The organism is Castellaniella sp. MT123 (assembly GCF_039614765.1).
In the GTDB taxonomy this organism is placed as follows: domain Bacteria; phylum Pseudomonadota; class Gammaproteobacteria; order Burkholderiales; family Burkholderiaceae_B; genus Castellaniella.
Window position 1 is genome coordinate 3,324,441 of record NZ_CP154879.1, and the last position, 22,106, is coordinate 3,346,546.

The window sequence follows — 22,106 nt, forward strand, 5'->3', positions numbered from 1 at the left end:
CTGCCCACCATCGTTTAGCAGCGATGTGGGCGGTTCAACCGCTTACGGAGGCCATGACATGGCTGCATTACCCATCCCTGCGCGTTCTGCGCAAACCTTCCCCCAAACCGAAAAAGCGGCCCGCCGTGCTGCGCGGCAATGGTTCGCTGGCGCTACCCGGCCATCCCTGGCTTGCTGGCGCGATGATCGCCGCAGCGCCCATTGTTCCGGCTTGCCTGCGGTCCATGGCCGTGCGGATGTCTTCAATCAGGCATTTGCCCAGGAACTGGCCACCATCATTGCTGACGGCTGCACGGGATCGATTCCGACAGCTGCCGCAGTAGCCGCTGGTGAAGTCCTGAATGCTTCGGGTGCGGATGTTTCGGTGACCCCTGGCCGCTTTGCCTGGGAAGACGGCAGCGAACAGCGCGGCTACCTGATCATCTTCAAAGGGGGCCGTCATGAATAGCCAGATCCTCAATGCCCGTACCCCCGGCACCACGCTATGGCGTTTTCACGGTTACCGCAAATCAGCAGCTGGCTTTGTTTGCGAAGTGATCACCCCCGACGGCACGCACATTCATGAGCCCCTGGTGCTGTTCGTTCGGAACGTCTCGGGTCGAGACGAATGGGATAACGATCCTGAGGACATTGCGGCCATGCTGGAGCTGGCTCGTGTGAGGGGGATGCGTCATGAGTAAGCAACTTGAACAGGTCCGCCTCTTCGCCAATCGGATCGAGGAACAACGGGAAGGCGTCATGTCCATGCTGGCCGGGGTCAGTGCGCTTCTCGGTTCGGGCGATACGTTCAATGCCGTGAATCTGCTGGTGCAGGCCATGGATTACCTGGGTGACACGGCAAGCCTACAGGCGTTGCGCAAAGCGGCGGGGGGCGGCAATGACTGATTACCGATCTCTGCAATCCGCCCTGGCCGCCGGCGGCCTGATCCCCGGTGACATCGAGGCGGGGAGTCTGCGCCGATGCCGGGTTGAGGGCGACCGATCAGGGAAAAAGTCGGGCGCGTATCGGCTGTTCGATGATGAGGTGGCGACCTGCATTTGGTGGAACTGGAAAACCTCAGCCACGGGCGTATGGGTGTCATCCGAGCGCCCCCTATCGGATGCCGACCGCAGCCGGCACCGGCAATTGATTGAGCAGGCCAAGCGGGAGCGCCAACAAGCGCAGGCTACCGAGTGGAAGCGCAACCGGGAGTACCTAACCCGGCTGTGGGGCCGCGCCCAGCCCCTGACGGCTTCATGTGTGGGGGGTGTCTACCTGGATCGGCGCGGGCTGGATGTGCCGGTCACCGACGCATTGCGGTTCGTGCCGAAGCTCGACTATTGGCATGACGCGGTGCTGCTGGGCGCCTTCCCGGCCATGCTGGCGGCCGTCACCGACCAGGCCGGGGTGCTAGTGAATGTGCATCGTACCTACCTGTCATCGGATGGCCACAAGGCTGACGTGCCGGCCGTGAAGAAACTGTGTAAGTCGGCGGGGGTGATGGCGGGCGCGTCCATCAAGTTGGGCGCGCCGGTCCTGCGACCCGATGGCAGGCCCGGTCTTGGCATTGCGGAGGGCATTGAGACGGCGATCGCTGCCAGCATCCTCTTCGGAGTGCCCACCTGGTCCTGCATCTCGGCGCACGGCTTGGAGACGTTCACCCCGCCGCCAGAGGTTCGCAACTTATATGTGTTCGCGGACCACGATGAAAGCGGCGTTGGCCAGCACGCAGCGCGGAAAGTTGCGCCGCGGCTGGCGGCTCAGGGCCTCACGGTGCGCATTCTCATGCCGGACGCGGTGGGGGATTGGAGCGATGAATTGCAGGTTCGGAGGGCGATTGTATGAGCGAAGCATTGCTGGTTGATCCCGCTAGCGTAAGCGGCGGTTTGCTGGATGCTGATTCTGCGCAGTCCACTATGGACGTGACGCCGCAGCCGCTGCCGAGCTTGCCAGCTGTGCCTGATTTCCCATTGGAGTTGCTGCCGAACGATTTGATGGCGTGGATCGGTGATGCTGCCGACCGCGCGAAATTTCGTCCTGACTTTGCAGCGGTGGCATGCATGTCGGCATTGGGAAGTGTGATTGGGCGCAAATTAGGTATTCGCCTCAAGCGGCGCGATGACTGGACGGAGTACGCAAATGTCTGGGGGGCGCTGATCGGCCCACCTTCCGCGCTCAAGTCCCCCGCCATGCGTGCGGCGCTCAAACCATTCAAGGCATTGCAGGCGGCTGCGGACGCTGACCACGCGCAGGCTTTGAAGGACTACACGGTAGAGGCCGAGACCTTCAAGTTGCGCAAAAAGGCGCGGAAAGATCGTGCCTCAAAGGCACTTAGATCTGATCCTGATGCCGACGTCGACTTGGCCGACTTGGAGCCGCCAGAAGAGCCGGTTGCCCGTACATACTGGACCTCAAATGTCAACGAGGCGAGCTTGGGCGTGCTGCTGGAAAAAAAACCGAATGGCCTCTTGATCGAGCGCGACGAAGTCACGTCGTTACTCGCGGGCTTGGAAGATGATCAGCGCGCCGACCTGCGCGGCATGTTGCTCTCGGGCTGGTCTGGCAATGAAGGCTACCGATTTGACCGCATAGGGCGCGACGTCACCTACTTGCCGAAATTCGCCGTGTCACTGGTGGGCGGCATCCAGCCCGGGCCGCTCGAGCGGTATGTGCGCAGCGCCTTTTCTGGCGAGCGCGCCGACGGACTCTTGCAGCGATTCCAGCTCCTCACCTGGCCGGACGCCGAGGATTTCAAGTACGAAGACCGCTACCCTGACGGTGACGCCCGCAAAGCTGCGGCCGCGCTTTTTGAGCGTGCCGACACGTTCGACCCGGAGGCGATTGGTAGTCACGACAACTATGGCGATGAACCGCCGTTCGTGCGGCTCTCTGACGGTGCCCAGGCCCTTTTCGTCGAATGGTACACGGTCTTCATGAAGGAGCGCCGCCAGGTTGAAGGTGAGGGAGTTGAAAGTGGTCCCTTATCCGCACACTTTGGAAAGTACCCTGGTCTCCTGGGCAAGCTCGCACTCATCCTGCACGTTGCCGACGACGGCGCGGCGCGCATGGTCTCTGAGATCACAATGACAAAAGCCCTTGCGTGGTTGCAGTACCTGGAGCCTCACGCGCGGCGGGTGTACCACGTCGTGGATGTTCCGGAGACCGGGGCTGCAAGACTGCTGCTCGCTCGCTTGCAGAGTGGCGCACTGCCTACAACCTTCAAGTCGTGGCAAATCTCGCGCAAGTGCTGGCATGGCTTAGGCGATGCAGCCGTGGTCAAACGTGCCTGTCGGTTGCTTCATGAGTACGGATGGCTCATCGAGCTTGAGGCGGGCGGCGCCACTGGCGGGCGGCCTGCCGATCCGGTGTATGCGGTTTCACCGGCCGTAAGGGTGTAGTCGATGAAAGACTATCTCGCGCTGCTGGGTACCCTGAATCAGAAAAGGTACGCGCTAAATGGCGACTGCGTAAACCGTGCAAAGGACTTTACCCAGTTTGCGCAGTTGCCACCTAGCACAGAAAAAAGTGATTTCCAGGGGCCAGACGGTAAGTCAGCAATCCCGGCTGCATCTCCAGACGAGGCCTTTACCCAGTTTGCGCAGTTGCCCCTTAGTGCAAAAAAAGTGAATGTGCACGCCGTCGTGGACCTTGCGAAACCAGGCACCGGGTCGGTTGCGACGACTGCGGTGGCCACGGTGAATGACTCGTCGCTACGCACCCAGGTACGCACGGATATGGCGGTCGGCAGGTCAGCTATCCCGCGATCTGATCTAGCTCGCGCCATCAAGTGGCGCCCCGTGGCGGACGCCTATTATCGGCACCATTTCGGATGTCTCCAATGCATTGCGGCCGGCCAAAACGAGCATCTGGTCCGCTGCTTCACCGGCATGCTCCTGTGGGATGCGCTACAGAGCAGCCATTCGCAAGACACAGGAGGGTAAGCGCGATGATTGACGCATTGATACAGGGCAAGCTCTACGGGACACCCAAGACTGGCATCGGGAAGAATAGCAACCCCTATACCACGGCGCTGCTGCGCGTGGCGACGGCGGCCGGGGACATGCTCATGTGCAGCGTCATCTGCTTTGACGAGGCCGCGCAGTGCGTCCTGCAGGCGCTTGGCGATGGTGACTCAGTGGCGGTGACCGGCACCCTAACCCCGAAGGTCTACCAGGCGAAGGATGGTACATCGAGGCCAGCCCTGGATCTAGTGGCGCAGGCGGTAATGACGCCGTACCAGGTCACGCGCAAGCGGCAGGCGGTGGAGCAGATCCATGAATGATTTGATGATCGCCTGTCCCACCGGCAAGCAACGAAGCGACGGTGACCCCGCTATGCGGGTATTGCTGCTGGCGATGCGCTGGGCACGGGCACGGGATGCGCGTCTGGTGGCGCAGAAAGCAAAGCGGGATGCAGAGGGGCGCGGCATTCTCTATGCCATGCGATCCGGTACCGATCAGACACTGACGGCAACACGGCGTGAAGAAGCACGGGCCAAGCGGCTGCTACTGGCTGCGTGCAAGACGATGATGGCGAGCCAACAGGTGGACGTAATCGATGTGTGAGAAAACACGCTACAAGCGTGGGCGAGCGGTGACCGTCAGGCGAGGGCGTCTCGGGGAATCCTGGGGTTATCCCTGTGCGAGGGTCCTTCCCAGGGGGGGTCTAGCACGCGGGCATTGCGCGCCGCGTTTTTTGACCAGCGATAGGGATTGAAAATTGGTTTCAGGTTTCAAGTGAGGTTTCAGCATGGCATTGGTCTCGAAGTCGGAATACGCGCGGATGCATGGCGTTTCGCATACGGCGGTGAACAAGTGGCAACGGGCCGGATGGCTTGTGATGCAAGGCTCTCGCGTGGACGTGGACGCATCAGATGCGAAGCTCGTGCGATACCGCAATAGCGCCGATGGTCGGGCCTCGAAGTCACGCGGAAAGGTTTCAAAAAGGCCGAAACCTGAAACCGAAGTTGAAACCGTCGTGCCCGTGGTCGAGCTTCTCCCTGGTGAGTCGGTGGACGCCGCCGCTGAGCGTCTGACCGCCGGTACGACGATAGACCTGCAGATACCGGTCGAGGAAGCGAAGCGCATCAAAGAGGTGTACCTCGCGCTCTTGAACCGTTTGGACTATGAGCAGAAGTCTGGTGCACTTATCGAGCTGGCGGCCGCTGAACAAGTCGTCTTTGGCGCGTTCCGTGCACAGCGCGATTCGTGGCTCAACTGGCCGGTTCGGTTCGGGCCGATGGTGGCTGCTGACCTCGGTATCGAGGAGAGCGACCGCGTGACTGCCATACTCACGGATTACGTCCATCGGCAGCTTGAACAGCTTAGCAGTCCAGACGTGGACTTCACAGCGTCGTAGGTTCACGATCTGAAGGCCTCGGTACGCAGCTTGCGGTACGCACGGAAAAGGCCATCACGGAGCCTGTGGCGCACCGCCGGTATTGGGCGGCGACGCGCATATACTTACAATTGCGGCAAGTGCCGCGAAAGGCGCGTCATGAGCAATGTGTTGAGGTTTCCTGCCCGGCATCCGGTGATGACACTCGTCGTCGTGGCGTTGCTCGGGTTCTATGGCCTGTCGCCAGCGCCCAGCCTACGCGATGTCGCGTGCTATGCAATCGGCTGTCCGCTGAGTGCGGAATCCGCACAGGCGAATGTCCTGCCGCTTCTGCGGCAGAAGTTCGCAACGGCTCCGCTGGATCGATTCGGCTTCACTGTCGAGGACACGCGCCTCATCCACAAGCAGGGCAATGAGTACACCGGAGTCGCAAACGTGAAGACGCGTGACGGCTCGGTTGAGCAGGTCCCAATCGACGTCATGTACGACGGGAAGACCGTCATGTACACGATCTCGGCAGGCGGCGTGTCGGCCCTTGTGGGAAGTGTGTTCGCACAGACTTTCAAGGATGCTCTTGGCCAGTAAGAGGCAGTGCAAGAGCAGGGTGGACAATTTTGATACGGTAGCGCGACAAGTCGTCTGCAACGCTCGGAGGGCAGCGCGGGTCGTGGGACTTGCTGTTGCGGCTGGTGCCGGGTTCGTCCATCAACGGTGGATGAACAATAAACCCATCCCTTGATTCGCCGCTATACCGACTCTCTCAAACAGTTCATGGGGTGCGATTTGCAATCCACCCCTTTAAGACGGCCGGCGACGGCGCGATCGATAGCGCACCCCCCCTCACGCACTACTAGATTAAGCGCTGGCGGGGGCCCCTCACGCCTAACTGTGGGTTTCGGAGTGTGCCGCGATGGTGCTGGTCTCCCCGATTGTGTGCATTGCGCCATGAGCAGTGCGCAATGCGTTTTGCGCAAAGCATCAGTGGTGACGGCTGTTCGTAGTGAAGGAAGAGCCTGGCAACCACCTGGTGCTCGCAATACGACGATTCGCGTCGGAGCATCGCCGTGCAGCTTGGGAGCTGCTGAAAGGTGAAAGGCCCCGATTATGGGGTAGAGCCGCAGTGGCTGGTCAGAGGATGCCGAAAGAGGGCTAGCGTTTGCCGATTGTCCTACCTGTGTCCTACGGAAGGTCAGACCTACGGGAGATCAAAAACCGGAAATTCGTAGTCCCTTGATTCTATTGGTCGGGGCGACATGATTCGAACATGCGACCCTCTGCTCCCAAAGCAGATGCGCTACCAGGCTGCGCTACGCCCCGACTGAAATCAGAACGGAAAATTCTACCATGATCGTCAAGGTCACCCGGGCGTGACGCGACGCAGCTCGGGCAGCGTATGCGCCTGATGGCGATAGGCCCAGGTGGGCCAGAGCGCGTGGGCCAGGGCGATCCGGCCCAGTTCGGGGTCGGTGTCCAGCGGCGTGTAGGTGTCCGGCGCGGCATAGCGAAAGAAGATCGGCGCCTGGTGTGGTTCCAGCACGGCCAGCGTGTCTTCGCGCAGGTAGCCGTAGTGGTCCTCGTACTGCATCATGGCGCGTCCGCCCGTGCCCGGGCGGGTCAGGTCGTGGCCGATCATGGGGTGGGCGTCGTCGATGCCGATCAGCGACAGCAGGGTGGTGGGCAGATCGATCTGACTGATGACGCGGGAGTCCTGCCGTGGTTCGACCCCGGCGCCCAGGATCAGGGCGGGGATGTGGAAATGCCGCAGAGGGATGCGCTGGGCGCCACCCACGCGGGCGTCGTGATCCGCGACAATCAGGAACACGGTGTCTCGCCAGTAGTCGCTGGCGCGCGCCTGTTCGAAGAAACGGCCGATGGCCCAGTCCGCATACCGGACCGAGTTCTGGACAGTGGCCGGGTTCCCGTCGACCGGGATGCGTCCGGCCGGATATTCCCAGGGCGTGTGATTGGTGACGGAAAATGCCAGATGCAGGGTGGGCTGATCGCGCGACTGCGACAGCAGTGCGTGCAGCTTGTCGAACATGTCCTCGTCGCTGGCGCCCCAGGTACCCACGAAAGCGGGGGATTCAAACGTCGGCAGATCGTGCAGTTCGTCGAAACCGTTGCCCAGGAAGAAGCTCTTCATGTTGTCGAAATGGGCTTCGCCGCCATAGATGAATCGCGAACGGTAGCCGTGGCGGCGCAGCAGCTGGGCCAGGGTGAAGAAATGGCTTTGCGCGTCGGTCAGTCGCAGCGCGGCATCGGACAGAGTGGGGGGGAAGCCGGCGGTCACAGCTTCCAGGCCGCGTACTGACCGGGTGCCGGTGGCGTAAGCCCGGGTGAAGTTCCAGCCTGTCGCCGCCAGCGTGTCCAGGCAGGGTGTCAACCCCGCGCCCCCCAGATTGCCGACGTACTGCGCACCCAGGCTTTCCTCGACGATCAGCACCAGATTGCGGGGTCTCGCGGGCCGCTGGCTGGCGGGCTGGGGATGCAGGGTCGGCAGTTCCGGCGGACCGGGCGGGATGCCGGCCTGTTCGCGGATGATGGTGTGCAGGGTATCGTCGGGCAGATCGCCGTAGACGTCCGCCGCCGACCGTTCATTCTTGATGGCGTACAGGGCGAACAGCACGCTGTACAGGGAATTCAGCGGCAGGGTATTGAGCAGGCTGTCTCCGCACCAGGCAACGGAGGCGGGGTTGATGGGGCGGTGGCCCAGCGAGCCGCGGATGGCCAGGATGATGGCTGCCCCGATCACGAAGGTCAGGACGATGCGCCAGGGCCAGGCGGGCAGGGGATCGGGTGTCGCGTTCGCAAACAGGACATGGCCCAGCCAGGCAGCCAGCGTCAGGACGATCACGGCGGCCGCCAGCACGGGCTTGTAGCCTTTCCAGAGCATGCCGAAGACTTCCTTCGGGTACTTCAGGTAGTCCAGGTACAGGCGGTTGGGTCGGCTGTCGTATTCCTGGATGAATTGCGGGGTGGAGATTTCCAGCAGGACGAACAGCAGCCAGACGATCTGCAGCCAGATCCCGGCCGCGAGGATGGCGCCTGGCTGATCGGCCAGCCAGGGGGCGAGCAGAGCCGGAACGCCCGCCCACATCGCAACCTGGTTCAGGTCGATGCGCAGTCCCCAGCGCAGGATGGGCCAGGGGCCGCCCGCCGCCTTCACGCGGGGCCAGAGCCAGAGGGTCAGCAGCAGACGGCTGCCCGTCAGCAGGATCAGGAGGGCCAGAATGAAAATGCCGATCTGGGTGAACATGCGTCGTGAATTCCTTAAGTGGCCGGTTGAGTCCGACTCACGGGACCAGGGCGATGCCGATCCGCAATTGCGGATCGTACTTGCGGTCGTAGCCCAGCAGGGTCTCGCCGTAACCACGGAAGTATTGCACGTACAGGTAGCCGTTCATGTTCAGGAAGGTGCGTCTGAGCGGCCAGGCGGCTTCCAGCTGCGTGGCATTGCGCCCGCCGGTTCCCTGGCGGTACAGCCCCGACAGGACCAGCCCGTCGTCCTGCGCCCAGCGCAGCTTCCAGTCCACGCGCCCCAGTGAATCCGGATAATGCATGTCGTGGTCGGTCCCGACGTAGGCCTTGAACCGGGGCAGGAAGCTCAGTGTGCTGCCGCCGTCGAACCGGTGGTTGAACTCGGGCTGGACGTAGAAGTCGTTCAGCGAGCGGGAAGCGTCGCCGTCCTTGCCGTTGGACTTGTGCTCCAGGCCCGCGTTCAGGCCCAGCGACCAGCGCTTGTTGGCGGTTTCCCACAGCGCGTCGCGCGCCCAGAAGAGACTGGGATTGTAGGTCGTGTCCACGAAGGGGATGGAATCCGAATGCAAATCCCAGAGCGAAGTCTGCGTGTAGCCGAAATACCAGTTGTCCATGAAGTGCGGCTTGGCCGGGTCTTCGGGGCTGAACAGGCGGTACTTGAAACTGACCTGGAACCGGGCGGTGGCGCCATCGGTGCGGCCCGCGATGAAGTAGATCGGGTCGTAGGGTGAGATCGCGTTGCGAAAGGTGTCGAAGGGCGATAGGCCGCTCGATGCCGTTGTGGCCCCGCGTTGGGCGGCTGTTGGGCTTGCCGTCGATGCGGCCAGGCCCGAAGCGAGTCTGCCTGGTGGCGTTATTGCGCTGGTGGAACCGGCCGCCAGCGACGGGCTGCCCGCGGCTGGCGCTTGGGTTTCGCCGACCCGCAGCGCCAATAAGGTGTCGGCTGCGCCGTCCAGCCGCAGGGTGAGCAGGCCGTGCGCATCCGCCGGGACCGATCCGCTCCAGATCATGCGGGTGAAGGTATTGACCGGCAGATCCACGGCATCGGACGAGGTTCGCAGCTGAAAGTGCGCCGGCGTGGTGTGGCCCCGCGCGTCGATCCACTGACCGTTCAATTCGCGCGCGATCGGGCTGGCCAGCGGGTTGCCGGTGTCGTTGGCCAGCAGCCCTTGGATGTCGATGACGGCGCCCGGCGCGGCCTGCGCGCTGGACAGCCGCAGGACCAGTTCGGCCTGGGCGACAGGAGCCATGGTCAGCAGCAACAGGGCCGACAGGAAGAACAGGCGAACAAGGCGCGAAGCGTGCATTGAAATCAGGATGGCGGACTATGCGCGAAACTGTAGCATCTGTGCCATTCAGCCTAACGCGTCGCCGCCACAAATACCCGGAGAATCGGTAACAGAACGGATCCGTCGGCGAGGGGATCAAGCCGGCCTCGCACAGACATTGCAAGTGCATCGACATCAGGGCGGGATCCTCATCGCGCAACACCCTGTCGACGAGGCCCGCGCGCAGCTGCGACGTTACCAGCGCCAGGTGGCGAACGATCTCAACGCCTTGCGCCTGCTGGTCGGTGGGCCTCTGCCCACCGATTTGCCGTCGGGTCTGAATATCCAGGATGTCGTCCTGGCCCAGATGTCCTGGATGCGCAACGGCTGCTGTTTGCTTCACAGCAACGATTGATCACGGACCGGCTTGCGCAACTGAGCAGCGAGATCGCCCTGTACAAGGCCCTGGGCGGCGGCTGGCAGGAAATGGCCCTGACGGCAGCGGGCGCGGGACGGTGAGAACATCGACTAACCGGATTGCACGTTAGAATTCAGGGTTCACAGGCAGGAAACAGGCGCCGCACGCGGTGCCCCATACCCTGCCTGACCGCCCTTAGCTCAGTTGGATAGAGCAACGGCCTTCTAAGCCGTAGGTCACTGGTTCGAATCCAGTAGGGCGGACCAAAAGCCTACAGTCCGGGGCGCTCCTCAAGGCTCTTGTGCACGAGTGTGCTGTAGAGATGAATGAACGGTGTCATGTGGCGGATTCCCCGGCTTGCGGCAGCGTCTGCTGGAGCGACTGAAACGTGCGCTCGACCATTTCCCGGTCAACGTTCCGGGTGATAAAGACCACGCGCGAACGGTGGTCTTCGCTCGGCCAGGCAGGCAGTAGCGCGGGCGGATGGAAGACGTGCTGCACGCCATGCACGACGATCGGCTGCTCGTTGCCCTCCACGTTGAGGATGCCCTTAACGCGAAGGATGTCGTTGCCCAGGGAGCTCGTCAGCAGTTCGAGCCAAGTGGCCAGCACGTCCTTGGGTATCGGATCATCGATGCGGTAGCAGAACGCACGGATATGGTCATCGTGGCGATTCACGTCATGGCGATCGTGCGCGTGGCCGTGACTGTGCTCATGGACTTCGTGATCGTGATCATGCGACGACGTATAGGCTTCTTCTCGCAGCCAGCGTGCAACGTTGGGGCTTTTACCATCCGTGGAAAAAAGTCCAAGATGCAGTACTTTCCGCGGGGCGATCTCGCCGTTGCACACATCCCAGCGTGGGGCAGCCGGGTTGATGCCATCCAGCCGGCGCATCAACGAATTGCATTGGCCATCAGTGACCAGATCGGCCTTGGTCAGCAACAGTACGTCAGCCACGGCCGCCTGCTTGACTGCCTCTGGGTGCTGGTCGAGGGTGTGCATCCCCGTGGCCATGTCCACGGTCGCCACGATACCGTCGAGCCGGTACTTGGGTGCGATCCACGGATGGTTCATCAACGTGTGGATGATCGGAGCCGGATCGGCCAGGCCCGTGGTCTCGATCAGCACGCGCCGGAACTGTCGCTGGCCGTTGCGCGAAAAGCGCCACGTGATGTCACGCAAGGTTTTGACCAGGTCGCTACGAGTCGTACAGCACAGGCAGCCGCTACTCATCTCCAGGACCTGGTTTTCGGTACTGTGGGCGACGAGCAGATGGTCCAGCGCCATTTCACCGAACTCATTGATGATGACCAACGCGTCGGCCAGTTCGGGCCGGCTTACTAGATGGTTGAGTACGGTGGTCTTGCCACTGCCCAGGAAGCCCGTCAGCAAAGTCACGGGGATCAAATTGGATGAAGCTTCGGCAGTAGTCGTCATGCACAGACTCCTTCGTGTATCGGAGCAAAGCTGTCGCTGTTTGCTGGATTTGGTTGAGGTAAATCCAGGACCCGGCATTCTACGCTGGATGGTGGCAATGCACGGCACCTTGGGCACAGTCATTACGAGTGAGCCGCCGGCTGGTACTCGCAGGGCGATGATGACGACGATTAAGGTCATGCTCTAGCGCGTCTTGGGACTTTCCCTGATCCGGTGCCGCTTTAACAGGAATGTAAGGTCTCCGTAAGTCCCGGCCTCTAATTTGCGCGACAGACAAAGAGAAACATCCCCATCACCCGCAGGAGGCCGACATGGGAGACAAACAGACGCAATCCATTGTGTCCAACCCGAAATATCAATATTTGCGCCGCACACGGCTGCGCTTTGGCTGGACCCTGACTGTGTTCATGCTGATCGTGTATTACGCCTTCATCGGCGTGATCGCGTTCGATAAGGAACTCTTCGCCCTGAAATTGGGCGAGGGCGTTATGACCTGGGGCATCCCGGTGGGGTTCGGCCTCATCGTGTTCAGCGTGCTGATCACCGGTCTGTACGTGCGCCGCGCCAACAGTGAATTCGATCGCCTGACGCGCGAAATCGTCCAGGAGGCCTGAGATGACCCGCATCACTTTACGCGCACTGGGTGCGCTGGCCCTAGCGGGCATGGCCGGATCGGTGTATGCCGCCGGCGGCGACCTGGGCGAACTGCAGCGCCAGCCGACCAACTGGACCGCCATCATCATGTTCGGCGTGTTCGTTCTGTTTACTCTGTGGATCACGAAATGGGCAGCCAGCCGCACCCGGTCCACAGCCGATTTTTACACGGCGGGAGGTGGCATCACCGGCTTCCAGAACGGCCTGGCGATCGCCGGCGACTACATGTCCGCCGCGTCTTTCCTGGGGATTTCGGCAGCCGTCATGATCAATGGCTATGACGGCCTGATCTATTCCATCGGCTTTCTGGTCGGCTGGCCGATCCTGACCTTCCTGATGGCGGAACGCCTGCGCAACCTCGGCAAGTTCACCTTTGCCGACGTGGCGGCCTATCGCTTCAAACAGGGACCGATCCGCGCATTTGCCGCGTCGGGCACCCTGGTGGTCGTGGCCTTCTACCTGATCGCCCAGATGGTGGGTGCCGGCCAGCTGATCAAGCTGCTGTTCGGTCTGGAATACTGGATCGCGGTGGTCGTGGTCGGCGTGCTGATGATGATCTATGTGCTGTTTGGCGGCATGACGGCCACCACCTGGGTGCAGATCATCAAGGCCGCCATGCTGCTGGCCGGGGCGACTTTCATGGCCCTGATGGTGCTGGCGCATTACGGCTTCTCGCCCGAGCGCCTGTTCGCCGCCGCCGTGGAGGTCAAGACCCTGGCAGCCATGAATGCGGGCAAGGACGCCGCGCAGGCGACGACGCTGGGTCATTCGATCATGGGGCCGGGCAACTTCATCAAGGACCCGATCAGCGCCATTTCCTTCGGCATGGCGCTGATGTTCGGCACAGCCGGCCTGCCGCACATCCTGATGCGCTTCTTCACCGTGCCCGATGCCCGCGAAGCCCGTAAATCCGTGTTCTGGGCCACGTCCTGGATCGGCTACTTCTACATCCTGACCTTCATCATCGGTTTTGGCGCGATCGTCATGGTGTCCACCAATCCGCAGTTCCTGGATGCGGCGGGCGCCCTGATCGGCGGCGGGAACATGGCGGCCGTTCACCTGGCCAATGCCGTGGGCGGCAATGTGTTCCTGGGTTTCATGTCGGCTGTGGCCTTTGCCACGATCCTGGCGGTGGTGGCCGGGCTGACGCTGTCGGGCACATCGGCCGTATCGCACGACATCTATGCGACGCTCGTCAGGAAAGGCGACGCATCGCGCCGCGACGAGATGCGGGTGGCCAAGATCACAACGGTGATTCTGGGCATTATCGCCGTGATCCTGGGCATCGCCTTTGAAAAGCAGAACATCGCCTTCATGGTGTCCCTGGCCTTCGCGGTGGCCGCCTCGGCGAACTTCCCGGTGCTGTTCATGTCGGTGCTGTGGAAGGGCTGCACCACGCGCGGTGCCATGATCGGCGGCTTCGCCGGCCTGATCAGCGCGGTGGGGCTGACCGTCGTGTCGCCGTCGGTCTGGGAAGTGACCCTGGGTCACCCGGCCGGGTCGGCCTGGTTTCCCTATGCGTCGCCGGCGCTGTTTTCCATGACCATCGGCTTCGTGTCGATCTGGCTGTTCTCGGTGACGGATCGCAGCGAACGCGCCCGCATCGACCGGGCTGGCTTCGAGGCGCAGACCGTACGCAGCGAAACGGGTATCGGCGCGGCGGCGGCCAGCGCGCATTGATCCTTTCTTGACCGCAACATCCTTCATCGGCCCTTCGGGGCCGATGTCTTTTGAGTCCCGCTGGCGGGCGTATCATGAACCATCCCGAACCTCCCGGAACCTGACGCATGGCGAGCCCCTTGACCAATATCCCCGATTCCGCCGCCTGGCACGAACAAACGCTGGTGCTGCATGGCGACGCGGCCTGCCACCATGACGCCGCGGTGGTGCCGCCGATCCATTACAGCGCAACCTTCCGGGCGGAATCAGCTGAACAGTTTTCCGCCCTGGCGACCACGGTGCGCCCGGCGACTTTCTATACGCGTCATGGAAATCCCGTGAACAAGCACGTGGAAGCCATCCTGGCGGGGCTGGAAGGCACGGAAACGGCGCTGCTGACAGGGTCCGGCATGGGGGCCATCTGCACGACGATCCTGGCCCTGCTGCAGGCGGGCGACCACGTCGTCGCGCAGCAGCGCCATTACATGAGCACGTCGAAGCTGTTTTCCGAGGTGCTCACCCGCTACGGCGTGCAGGTCAGTTTTTTCGACCAGACGGATCTGGACAGCCTGCGGGCCGTCCTGCGGCCGGATACGAAACTGATCATGGTCGAAACGCCCGTCAATCCCAGCCTGTCGATCACCGATCTGGCGGCGGTGGCCGAAATCGCCCGGTCCCGGGGCATTCTGACCGTGGCGGACAATACCTTTGCATCGCCGCTGAACCAGCAGCCGCACGCCTTGGGCATCGACATCGTCGTGCACAGCGCGACGAAATATCTGGGTGGACACAGCGACATCATGGCGGGCGCCATCTGCTGCAGCCATGCCCTGGCCGAAAAGATCTGGCGGATGCATGTGACGCTGGGCGCCGTTCTGTCGCCCATGGATGCCTGGCTGCTGCTGCGTGGCCTGCGTACCCTGTCGCTGCGCGTGGAACGCATCAACGCCAATGCCCTGGCGATCGCGCGCTGGCTGGAAGGCCGGCCCGAAATCGAGCAGGTACTGTATCCGGGGCTGGAAAGTCACGCCCAGCACGCGCTGGCGGCGCGCCAGATGAAAGGGTTCGGGGCGATCGTCGCGTATTCGATCCGGGGCGGCTATGCCCAGACCCAGCGTTTCGTGTCGGCGCTGAAACTCGCCACCCAGGCGGTCAGCCTGGGCGGGGTGGAAACCCTGGCGGTGCATACCGCGTCCATGTGGGCCAGTTCGATGACCGAAGCCGACATGCGGGCCGCCGGCATCGAGCCTAATTTTGTGCGCATGTCGGTGGGGGTGGAACACGTGGACGACCTGAAGGCAGATCTGGCGCAGGCGCTGGAACAGTCGAGATAACGCCGGATCGGGGACGGGCGGGCTCCGGGCCTTAGTTCAGGCCGGCCTTGTCCAGGCCGAAAGCCTTGTCCGACGACCCGGGCACCGGGCGGAACGCCACGCCCAGCCTGTTCCAGCCATTGATCCCGACGATCAGGAACGACAGGTCGGCCAGTTCCTTTTCGGAAAGGTGTTCACGGACCCGATGGAACAGTTCGTCGGAGATGCCGTGGGGCGGCAGTTGCGTCAGCGCCTCGGTCCATTCCAGGATGGCCTTTTCCTTCGCGTCGAACAGAGGCGATTCGCGCCAGACGGCGACGTGATGCAGGCGCAGTTCACGCTCGCCGGCCAGTTTGCCTTCCTTGACGTGCATGTCCACGCAGAACGCGCAGCCGTTCAGCTGTGACGCGCGCAGCGTGACCAGATAGCCGATCTTGGCCAGAAAGGGGTTCTTGTGCAGAGTCTGGCTGAAGTCCGAGTATTTCTGGGCGGCTTCGGGTGATAGCTGGAAGTAATTCAGACGCTGGGTCATGATGCGGGTCCAAAAAGGTCAGTCAAAAAATGGAACATCTTGTATTGTGAACCGTTTTGGTCCTGTTTGCTGCCGGGATGCCGCGTGGAACCCATCTGGCTACAGATACGGGCTGGCCAGCCAGATGATGCGGTTGCGCAGCTGCTTCAGAAACGGGATGGCCTGCAAGTATTCCTGCGTGACGGGATCGGATTGTTCGATCTCGCGGTCGATGCGCGCGGCAATCCGGCCCGCCATGACCGGATCGTAGATTTCCATGTCCAGTTCGAAATTCAGGCGCAGGCTGCGGGGGTCCAGGTTGGATGAGCCGACGTAAGACCAGCCATCGTCGATGGTCAGCAGTTTGGAGTGGTCGAAATTTCCCCGGCTGCGCCAGACCCGGCAGCCGGCGGCTATCACCTGGGCCAGTTGCGCGGTCATGGCGTAGTTCACCAGACGCAGGTTGTTGCGGCCCGGAATGACGATGTCCACCTGGATGCCGCGTCGCGCGGCGGTGTTCAGCGCTCCCATCAAGGTCTGGTCGGGCAGGAAGTAGGGCGACTGGATGCGCACGTGGCGCTGGGCCACGGCCAGCGCGCCCAACAGTACGCTGTGCGTGGCGGCGATGAACCGGTCGGGGCTGGAACGGATACAGCGGGCCGGCACCTGCGGCTGCGGGGCGCTGGGTGAGATCCGGCACCAGTCTTCGATGCGCAGGCGTTCGCGGGTGGCGAATTCCCAGTCATTGGCAAAGACAGCGAACAGCTGTGTGGCGACCGGGCCTTCGACGCGGAAATGGGTGTCGCGGGCGGCATGGCGCCCCGCCAGTGACGACATGAAGCTTTCGCGGATGTTCATCCCGCCCATGAACCCCAGATGCCCGTCGATGAAGAGGATCTTGCGGTGACTGCGCAGATTGGCGTACGGCATGCGCAGGCCCAGCAGATTCGACATGAAAAGTTCAGTGTGGATCCCGTGGCGGCGCAGCAGGTGGACGATGGGTGGGTGCGAATACTTCGCGCCCACCGAATCGATCAGCACCCGGACGGCCACGCCGCGTTCGTGCGCACGCTGCAGGGCTTGCGCGAACTGTAGCCCGATCCGGTCATGGTCGAAGATGTAGCTTTGCAGCGCGATGCAGTGCGCCGCGGAATCGATGGCCTGCAGCATGGCGGGATAGGCCTCGTCGCCGCTGTCCAGGAGGGTAATGTGATTGCCGTCGTGCAGTGGGAAGCGGCTGATGCGGTCGCCCAGCACGCGCAAGGACGTGAACTGAGCGCCTGCCAGGGATGCCACGTCATGGAAGGGTTCGCGCGCGTGGTTGACGTAGTCCTTGATCAGGCGGCTGCGCTGGGTGGACAACTGGTCGTGGCGGATACGGTTGATGCCGGCCACCAGATACAGGAACGGGCCCAGTAACGGCGACATCAGGATCACGCCGACCCAGGCGATGGCGGCGCGCACGTCGTTCTTGTTCATGGCCGCATGGATGGCCGTGAAGGCGCCGATGATCAGCGAGACGACCGCGACCAGGTGCGGCCAGTAGGTGAGCAGGAAGTGCGAGACCACCTGCATGGGTCAGGATCCGTCCTGGGCCGGCCGATGGCGGATGGAATCCAGCCAGTCCGGGTTCGGCGCACCCGTGCCCGCGTATTGCTGATTGCGGGAGTTCGACCGCCAGACGCCGCCGCCGATGCCGGGCAGCGGTTCGGTGCGATACCAGTACCACTGGCCATCCGCATCCTGGGCGGCCCAGTCCCAGCCTTCGGGGGCGGTGGACCAGTCGGGCGCGTCCTGGGCGGGCGCGTGGGGGGCGGAAGGCGTAGTCATGGGTCCCCTGGTGGAAAGCGGCCGGGATGGCGGGCCGCCGCGGATCGACAGGATGCCTGCCCGCGCATGTTCGGAACTAGTCGGCAGTCACCAGATTCTGACGAATCTTGTCATAACCCAGATTGAAAAGAAAGCCGTAGGGCAGGTAGAACAGCACGAAGCCGATGTCCAGGATCAGGGCCTGCCAAAGCGAGATGTCCAGCCACCAGGCGACAAAGGGGATGGCGATGATGATGAGGCCGCCTTCGAAGCCGCAGGCGTGACCGATGCGCACCCAGTAGGTGCGATCAAATCCCAAGCGGGCCTGTGCGCGGTCGAACAGCCAGTTATAGAGCATGTTCCAGACCACCGCGATCATGGCAATGACGGCGGTCAGGATGCCCATGCTGAGCATGGGGTGGCCTGTGATCCAGGCTGCCAGGGGCGCTGAGATGCCGATGGCAAGGATCTCGAACGCGAACGCATGAAAGACGCGTTCGGATAGCGATCGATGGTGAATCTGCATGGTGGAATTTTAGCGATGGAGGTGGTGTCGTCACCACGTTCATCTGTCGCAGACGGGGTCGTCCCTGTCTGGCCGGGAAAGCGGGGGGATATGGGGTGACCGATGGGGCTCGAACCCACGACAACCGGAATCACAATCCGGGACTCTACCAACTGAGCTACGGTCACCACAGAAAGAAGGAAGATTCTAGCATGCCAGAAAACCTTTTGCAGGACTGGGGGCCTGCTCTTGATTGCCCGCGCGTTTTGGGTCATGTTATCGGCTTGATGGATTTCAATGGGCCGGGCCGGTGTCGGCTGGGCCTCTCCTCCAAAAAAGGAACCGTTCATGGCACAGATCTTCGTCGTCCATCCTGAAAACCCGCAGTCCCGGCTGTTGCAGCAAGCCGGCGAACTGCTGTCGCAGGGGGGGCTGGTGGCCGTTCCGACCGATTCCAGCTATGCCGTCGTGGCGCGGCTGGACGACAAGTCGGCAGCCGAAGGCCTGCGTCGGCTGCGGGGGCTGGACGAACGCCACCACCTGACGCTGTTGTGCCGCGATCTGGCGGAAATCAGCCATTTCGCCAAGGTCGAGAACACCCACTATCGCCTGCTGAAGCTGGCTACCCCCGGGCCCTGGACCTTCATCCTGGAAGCCACCAAGGAAGTCCCGCGGCGGGTTTCGCACCCCTCGCGCAAGACCATCGGCATCCGGGTGCCGGACCATCGGGTGACGCGGGCACTGATCGATGCGGTGGGCTCGCCCCTGCTGTCCACCACGCTCATCCCGGAAGGCGAAACCCTGCCGCTCAACGACGCGCAGGACATCCTGGCGCGCTATCAGCATGATCTGGCCGCGATCGTCGACGGCGGCGCCTGCCCCTTCGATTCCACCACCGTCATCGATCTGACCGGCGCGGTTCCGCAGGTCGTGCGGGTGGGGCGGGGCGACCCGGCCACGCTGGGCTTGCAATAGCGGTTATGCTTGCGAGGATTGCCGGCGCGGGCCGGCATCCACGCAAGCTCTCCCATGGATCAACTCATCCAGACCATCGCGGTCTATGCCTTGCCCGTGCTGTTCGCCATCACGCTGCACGAGGCGGCGCATGGCTATGTCGCCCGCTTCTTTGGCGACCCGACCGCGCAGCAGGCCGGTCGCATCAGCCTGAATCCGCTGCGCCACATCGATCCCGTGGGCACGATCGTGGTGCCGCTGGTCCTGCTGTTCGTCACGCGTTTCATGGGGGGCGGACTGCTGTTTGGCTGGGCCAAGCCGGTGCCGGTCGACTGGAGCCGCCTGCGCCGTCCCAAGCAGGACATGCTGTGGGTGGCGCTGGCCGGCCCCGCGTCCAATCTGTTCATGGCGATCGTCTGGGTCCTGCTCTGGCGCCTGATGCTGTCGATGGGCCTGATCCAGAGTGGCAGCGACTTCTGGTCCCGGATGGCGTATGCCGGGGTGCAGGTGAACCTGATCCTCATGGCGCTCAATCTCATTCCCCTGCCGCCCCTGGACGGCGGGCGCATCGTCTTCAGTTTGTTGCCGCCGCGCATGGCCTGGCAGTATGGCCGGATCGAGCCCTACGGGCTGGTGATCCTGGTCGTGCTGATGATGACCGGCTGGCTCTCGCCGCTGATGGCGCCCCTGCTGCAGTTAGGCGGATGGATCGTCAACCGATTTTTATAGATTGGCGACGCGAATCCGGTAAACTTGGTTTTTTATTTCGCCTGGGATATTGCCCGGGCGTTTTTCGGAGACATTCCTCATCATGGCCGGCGCGGATTCATCCCTTCCAGTCTTTCAGGGCAGCATGGTGGCCCTGGTTACGCCCATGCATCCCGACGGGCAACTGGACCTGGAGGCCTTTCGAAAACTGATCGACTGGCATGTCGGGCAGGGCACCGATGCCCTCGTGATCGTCGGCACGTCCGGCGAATCGCCGACCGTGACGGTGCAGGAACAAGCCGAACTCATCGAGCTGGCCGTGCGTCACGCCGATGGGCGCATCCCCATCATCGCCGGGACGGGCGGCAATTCCACGGCCGAAGCCATCGAATTGCAGCGCCATGCCTACGCGGCGGGCGCGGCGGCGGGCCTGACGGTCGTGCCGTACTACAACAAGCCCACCCAGGAAGGCCTGTACCAGCATTTCCGGGCGATCGCCGAATCCGTCGAATTGCCCAGCATCCTGTACAACGTGCCCGGCCGCACCGTGGCTGACCTGTCCAACGAAACCATCCTGCGCCTGGCGCAGGTGCCCGGCATCATCGGGGTGAAGGACGCCACCGGCAATATCGCCCGCGGCGCCCAGCTGATCGCGGACGCCCCGGCGGGGTTCCATGTCATCAGTGGCGACGACCCGACTGCCGCCGCGCTGATCCTGCTGGGCGGCCGGGGCAATATCTCCGTCACCGCCAATGTCGCGCCCCGGCTGATGCACGAATTGTGCGCGGCCGCGCTGCGGGGCGACGTACCCGAGACCCGGCGTCTGAACACCGTGCTCGCGACGCTGAACCGGGTGCTCTTCCTGGAAGCCAACCCCATCCCCGTGAAGTGGGCTGTGGCCGAGATGGGCCTGACCCGGTTAGGCTATCGCCTGCCCCTGACGCCCTTGTCCGATTCCTACCGCGCCGTGGTGCGCCAAGCCTTGATTGATGCAGGTTGCCTCTGACATGATGATGAAACGCAAGCCGATTTTCTGGACTGGGCTGACCCTGGCCGGTCTGGTGGCCCTGTCCGGTTGCTCGACCATGAGCCAGTTGACCGGGCAGTCCGAGTCCATCGAATACAAGAGCACGGTCACGGGCGATCCCCTGGTGGTTCCGCCGGATCTGACCCAGGCCAGCGACAATACGCACTACAAGGCCCCGGCAGGCACGGCGCGGCTCAGCGATTATGCGGCCAGCCAGCGTGCCCAGGGCAGTGTCAGCCCCGCCGACCGGGTACTGCCGCAGGCGCCGGGCATTCAGGTCATGCGGGATGGCACCCTGCGCTGGCTGGTTGTCAGCGAGCCGGCCCAGACCCTGTACCCCAAGCTCATCGAATTCTGGGGTGAGCAGGGCTTCACGATTCAGTCCCAGAATCCCCAGACCGGCCTGATCGAAACCGATTGGGCGGAAAACCGCGCGAAGATCCCCGAAGGCTGGCTGCGCAGTGCGCTGGGCAGCATCCTGGATCAGGTCTTCGACAGCGGCGAACGCGATCGCTTCTCCACCCGCATCGAACGGGTCAACGACAAGACCGAAGTGTATGTCACCCACCAGCACATGGTGGAAACGCCGACCACGGACGGCGCGGCTTTCAAATGGGTCTTCGGCAAGGAAGACCCGGGCCTGAACGCCGCGATGCTGGCGCGCATGATGGTCTATCTGGGCACCGACCAGAAAAAGGCCGCCACCGACATCAAGAACGCCACGCGTGATACGGGTCCGGGCACCACGGCCCAGCTGGCCGCCGGTCAGGCGTCCCTGGTGGTGAACGAAGCCTTCGACCGCGCCTGGCGGCGTGTGGGGGTGGCCATCGATTCCGCCCGCTTCACGGTCGAGGACCGCAACCGCAACCAGGGCGACTATTACATCCGGTATCTGGACACCGACACTGGCCAAAAGATCGAGCAGCAGACCATCTTCGGCCGTATGTTTGGCTCGCGCAACAGCGCCGAACCGCTCAAACTGCGCATCCATGTGGCCCAGCAGGGCAACGGCAGCGAGGTCTCCGTGCTGGATCAGAACGGCAAGCAGCTCACGGACGCGACCGCCCGCCGAATCCTGACCGTGCTGGACAAAAACCTGAAGGAAATCCAGTAGTTGGCTGATGGCCGGCCGCGTTCCGGCCAGTTTGCTAGATCCCTTGAAGTCCTGCCCGCCGGCAGGACTTTTTTTATTTCACCATGACGTTAGCACCGAATTTGGCTGACGTTCGCTGAGACTCGCCACAACGAGTTTTCCTAGGGAACAA

25 protein-coding genes, 3 tRNA genes and 1 pseudogene are annotated in these 22,106 nt (G+C 62.8%); 20 read left to right on the plus strand and 9 right to left on the minus strand.

Going from position 1 to position 22,106, the window contains the following annotated elements; genetic code table 11:
• The first annotated feature begins 58 nt into the window (after window positions 1–58).
• The 10 genes from ABCV34_RS15690 (at window position 59) to ABCV34_RS15735 (ending at window position 5,902) form a co-directional block, all read left to right on the plus strand.
• Window positions 59–448: a hypothetical protein gene (locus ABCV34_RS15690; RefSeq protein ID WP_345797158.1), complete on the plus strand. Its 390-nt coding sequence runs from the start codon at window positions 59–61 to the stop codon at window positions 446–448.
• Entirely contained in the window at window positions 441–680 is a 240-nt protein-coding gene (locus tag ABCV34_RS15695; RefSeq protein ID WP_345797159.1) for a hypothetical protein, read from the plus strand. The genes ABCV34_RS15690 and ABCV34_RS15695 overlap by 8 nt, the downstream gene beginning before the upstream one ends.
• Window positions 673–885 (plus strand): hypothetical protein, encoded by a 213-nt coding sequence (locus ABCV34_RS15700; RefSeq protein ID WP_345797160.1) that lies wholly within the window; start codon window positions 673–675, stop codon window positions 883–885. The genes ABCV34_RS15695 and ABCV34_RS15700 overlap by 8 nt, the downstream gene beginning before the upstream one ends.
• Window positions 878–1,825 carry a toprim domain-containing protein gene (locus ABCV34_RS15705; protein WP_345797161.1) on the plus strand — a complete coding sequence of 316 codons (948 nt, stop codon included), beginning with the start codon at window positions 878–880 and terminating at the stop codon, window positions 1,823–1,825. The genes ABCV34_RS15700 and ABCV34_RS15705 overlap by 8 nt, the downstream gene beginning before the upstream one ends.
• Window positions 1,822–3,378 (plus strand): YfjI family protein, encoded by a 1,557-nt coding sequence (locus ABCV34_RS15710; protein WP_345797162.1) that lies wholly within the window; start codon window positions 1,822–1,824, stop codon window positions 3,376–3,378. The genes ABCV34_RS15705 and ABCV34_RS15710 overlap by 4 nt, the downstream gene beginning before the upstream one ends.
• A gap of 3 nt (window positions 3,379–3,381) precedes the next feature.
• Window positions 3,382–3,921, plus strand: a complete 540-nt coding sequence (locus tag ABCV34_RS15715; protein WP_345797163.1) for a hypothetical protein — start codon at window positions 3,382–3,384, stop codon at window positions 3,919–3,921.
• Window positions 3,922–3,926: 5 nt separating this feature from the next.
• Window positions 3,927–4,262, plus strand: coding sequence for a single-stranded DNA-binding protein (locus tag ABCV34_RS15720; RefSeq protein WP_345797164.1), 336 nt, complete (start codon window positions 3,927–3,929; stop codon window positions 4,260–4,262).
• On the plus strand, window positions 4,255–4,545 hold the full coding sequence (locus tag ABCV34_RS15725) for a hypothetical protein (RefSeq protein WP_345797165.1): 291 nt from the start codon (window positions 4,255–4,257) through the stop codon (window positions 4,543–4,545). The genes ABCV34_RS15720 and ABCV34_RS15725 overlap by 8 nt, the downstream gene beginning before the upstream one ends.
• A 184-nt stretch (window positions 4,546–4,729) precedes the next feature.
• On the plus strand, window positions 4,730–5,338 hold the full coding sequence (locus ABCV34_RS15730) for a hypothetical protein (protein ID WP_345797166.1): 609 nt from the start codon (window positions 4,730–4,732) through the stop codon (window positions 5,336–5,338).
• 138 nt (window positions 5,339–5,476) lie between these two features.
• Window positions 5,477–5,902 (plus strand): hypothetical protein, encoded by a 426-nt coding sequence (locus tag ABCV34_RS15735; protein ID WP_345797167.1) that lies wholly within the window; start codon window positions 5,477–5,479, stop codon window positions 5,900–5,902.
• A gap of 655 nt (window positions 5,903–6,557) precedes the next feature.
• Here the strand turns inward: ABCV34_RS15735 and ABCV34_RS15740 are convergent.
• The 3 genes from ABCV34_RS15740 to ABCV34_RS15750 all read right to left on the minus strand — a co-directional run bounded on the left by ABCV34_RS15740 (window position 6,558) and on the right by ABCV34_RS15750 (window position 9,882).
• A tRNA-Pro gene (locus ABCV34_RS15740) sits at window positions 6,558–6,634 on the minus strand.
• A gap of 40 nt (window positions 6,635–6,674) precedes the next feature.
• A complete protein-coding gene (locus tag ABCV34_RS15745; protein ID WP_345797168.1) occupies window positions 6,675–8,573 on the minus strand; it encodes an LTA synthase family protein in 1,899 nt (632 codons plus the stop codon).
• Between the two features lie 37 nt (window positions 8,574–8,610).
• A complete protein-coding gene (locus ABCV34_RS15750; RefSeq protein ID WP_345797169.1) occupies window positions 8,611–9,882 on the minus strand; it encodes a phospholipase A in 1,272 nt (423 codons plus the stop codon).
• 145 nt (window positions 9,883–10,027) lie between these two features.
• Between ABCV34_RS15750 and ABCV34_RS15755 the strand changes: the two genes are divergently transcribed.
• The 3 genes and pseudogenes from ABCV34_RS15755 (at window position 10,028) to ABCV34_RS15765 (ending at window position 10,527) form a co-directional block, all read left to right on the plus strand.
• Window positions 10,028–10,258 carry a hypothetical protein gene (locus ABCV34_RS15755; RefSeq protein WP_345797170.1) on the plus strand — a complete coding sequence of 77 codons (231 nt, stop codon included), beginning with the start codon at window positions 10,028–10,030 and terminating at the stop codon, window positions 10,256–10,258.
• Window positions 10,213–10,362, plus strand: a pseudogene (locus tag ABCV34_RS15760) (multidrug transporter); the annotation flags it as partial. The gene ABCV34_RS15755 and the pseudogene ABCV34_RS15760, both read left to right, overlap by 46 nt.
• Before the next feature lie 88 nt (window positions 10,363–10,450).
• Window positions 10,451–10,527 (plus strand) — tRNA-Arg (locus tag ABCV34_RS15765).
• 70 nt (window positions 10,528–10,597) lie between these two features.
• On the opposite strand, the gene ABCV34_RS15770 is transcribed toward ABCV34_RS15765, so the two are convergent.
• Window positions 10,598–11,701, minus strand: coding sequence for a GTP-binding protein (locus ABCV34_RS15770; protein WP_345797171.1), 1,104 nt, complete (start codon window positions 11,699–11,701; stop codon window positions 10,598–10,600).
• A gap of 311 nt (window positions 11,702–12,012) precedes the next feature.
• Here ABCV34_RS15770 and ABCV34_RS15775 point away from each other — a divergent pair, with 311 nt between their 5' ends.
• From ABCV34_RS15775 to ABCV34_RS15785, 3 genes are all read left to right on the plus strand, one after another.
• Window positions 12,013–12,315: a DUF485 domain-containing protein gene (locus tag ABCV34_RS15775; RefSeq protein WP_345797172.1), complete on the plus strand. Its 303-nt coding sequence runs from the start codon at window positions 12,013–12,015 to the stop codon at window positions 12,313–12,315.
• Window position 12,316: 1 nt separating this feature from the next.
• Window positions 12,317–14,035: a cation acetate symporter gene (locus ABCV34_RS15780; protein ID WP_345797174.1), complete on the plus strand. Its 1,719-nt coding sequence runs from the start codon at window positions 12,317–12,319 to the stop codon at window positions 14,033–14,035.
• 107 nt (window positions 14,036–14,142) lie between these two features.
• A complete protein-coding gene (locus ABCV34_RS15785) occupies window positions 14,143–15,348 on the plus strand; it encodes an aminotransferase class I/II-fold pyridoxal phosphate-dependent enzyme (protein WP_345797175.1) in 1,206 nt (401 codons plus the stop codon).
• Window positions 15,349–15,379: 31 nt separating this feature from the next.
• Here the strand turns inward: ABCV34_RS15785 and ABCV34_RS15790 are convergent, their stop codons facing one another.
• The 5 genes from ABCV34_RS15790 to ABCV34_RS15810 form a co-directional block, all read right to left on the minus strand.
• Window positions 15,380–15,859: a carboxymuconolactone decarboxylase family protein gene (locus ABCV34_RS15790; RefSeq protein ID WP_345797176.1), complete on the minus strand. Its 480-nt coding sequence runs from the start codon at window positions 15,857–15,859 to the stop codon at window positions 15,380–15,382.
• A 99-nt stretch (window positions 15,860–15,958) separates the two neighbouring features.
• Window positions 15,959–17,413: a cardiolipin synthase gene (gene cls / locus ABCV34_RS15795; protein WP_345797177.1), complete on the minus strand. Its 1,455-nt coding sequence runs from the start codon at window positions 17,411–17,413 to the stop codon at window positions 15,959–15,961.
• Between the two features lie 3 nt (window positions 17,414–17,416).
• On the minus strand, window positions 17,417–17,668 hold the full coding sequence (locus tag ABCV34_RS15800; RefSeq protein ID WP_345797178.1) for a hypothetical protein: 252 nt from the start codon (window positions 17,666–17,668) through the stop codon (window positions 17,417–17,419).
• Window positions 17,669–17,744: 76 nt separating this feature from the next.
• Window positions 17,745–18,173, minus strand: a complete 429-nt coding sequence (locus ABCV34_RS15805; RefSeq protein WP_345797179.1) for a multidrug/biocide efflux PACE transporter — start codon at window positions 18,171–18,173, stop codon at window positions 17,745–17,747.
• A 91-nt stretch (window positions 18,174–18,264) separates the two neighbouring features.
• Window positions 18,265–18,340 (minus strand) — tRNA-His (locus tag ABCV34_RS15810).
• 160 nt (window positions 18,341–18,500) lie between these two features.
• On the opposite strand from ABCV34_RS15810, the gene ABCV34_RS15815 reads away from it, so the two are divergent.
• The 4 genes from ABCV34_RS15815 (at window position 18,501) to bamC (ending at window position 21,955) form a co-directional block, all read left to right on the plus strand.
• Window positions 18,501–19,127, plus strand: a complete 627-nt coding sequence (locus tag ABCV34_RS15815) for an L-threonylcarbamoyladenylate synthase (protein ID WP_345797180.1) — start codon at window positions 18,501–18,503, stop codon at window positions 19,125–19,127.
• Between the two features lie 54 nt (window positions 19,128–19,181).
• Window positions 19,182–19,835 (plus strand): site-2 protease family protein, encoded by a 654-nt coding sequence (locus ABCV34_RS15820; protein ID WP_345797181.1) that lies wholly within the window; start codon window positions 19,182–19,184, stop codon window positions 19,833–19,835.
• A gap of 82 nt (window positions 19,836–19,917) precedes the next feature.
• The gene (gene dapA / locus ABCV34_RS15825; protein ID WP_345797182.1) at window positions 19,918–20,820 is read left to right on the plus strand and encodes a 4-hydroxy-tetrahydrodipicolinate synthase; all 903 of its coding nucleotides are present in this window, start codon (window positions 19,918–19,920) and stop codon (window positions 20,818–20,820) included.
• Window positions 20,821–20,827: 7 nt separating this feature from the next.
• Window positions 20,828–21,955 (plus strand): outer membrane protein assembly factor BamC, encoded by a 1,128-nt coding sequence (gene bamC / locus ABCV34_RS15830; protein ID WP_345798809.1) that lies wholly within the window; start codon window positions 20,828–20,830, stop codon window positions 21,953–21,955.
• Window positions 21,956–22,106 lie beyond the last annotated feature (151 nt).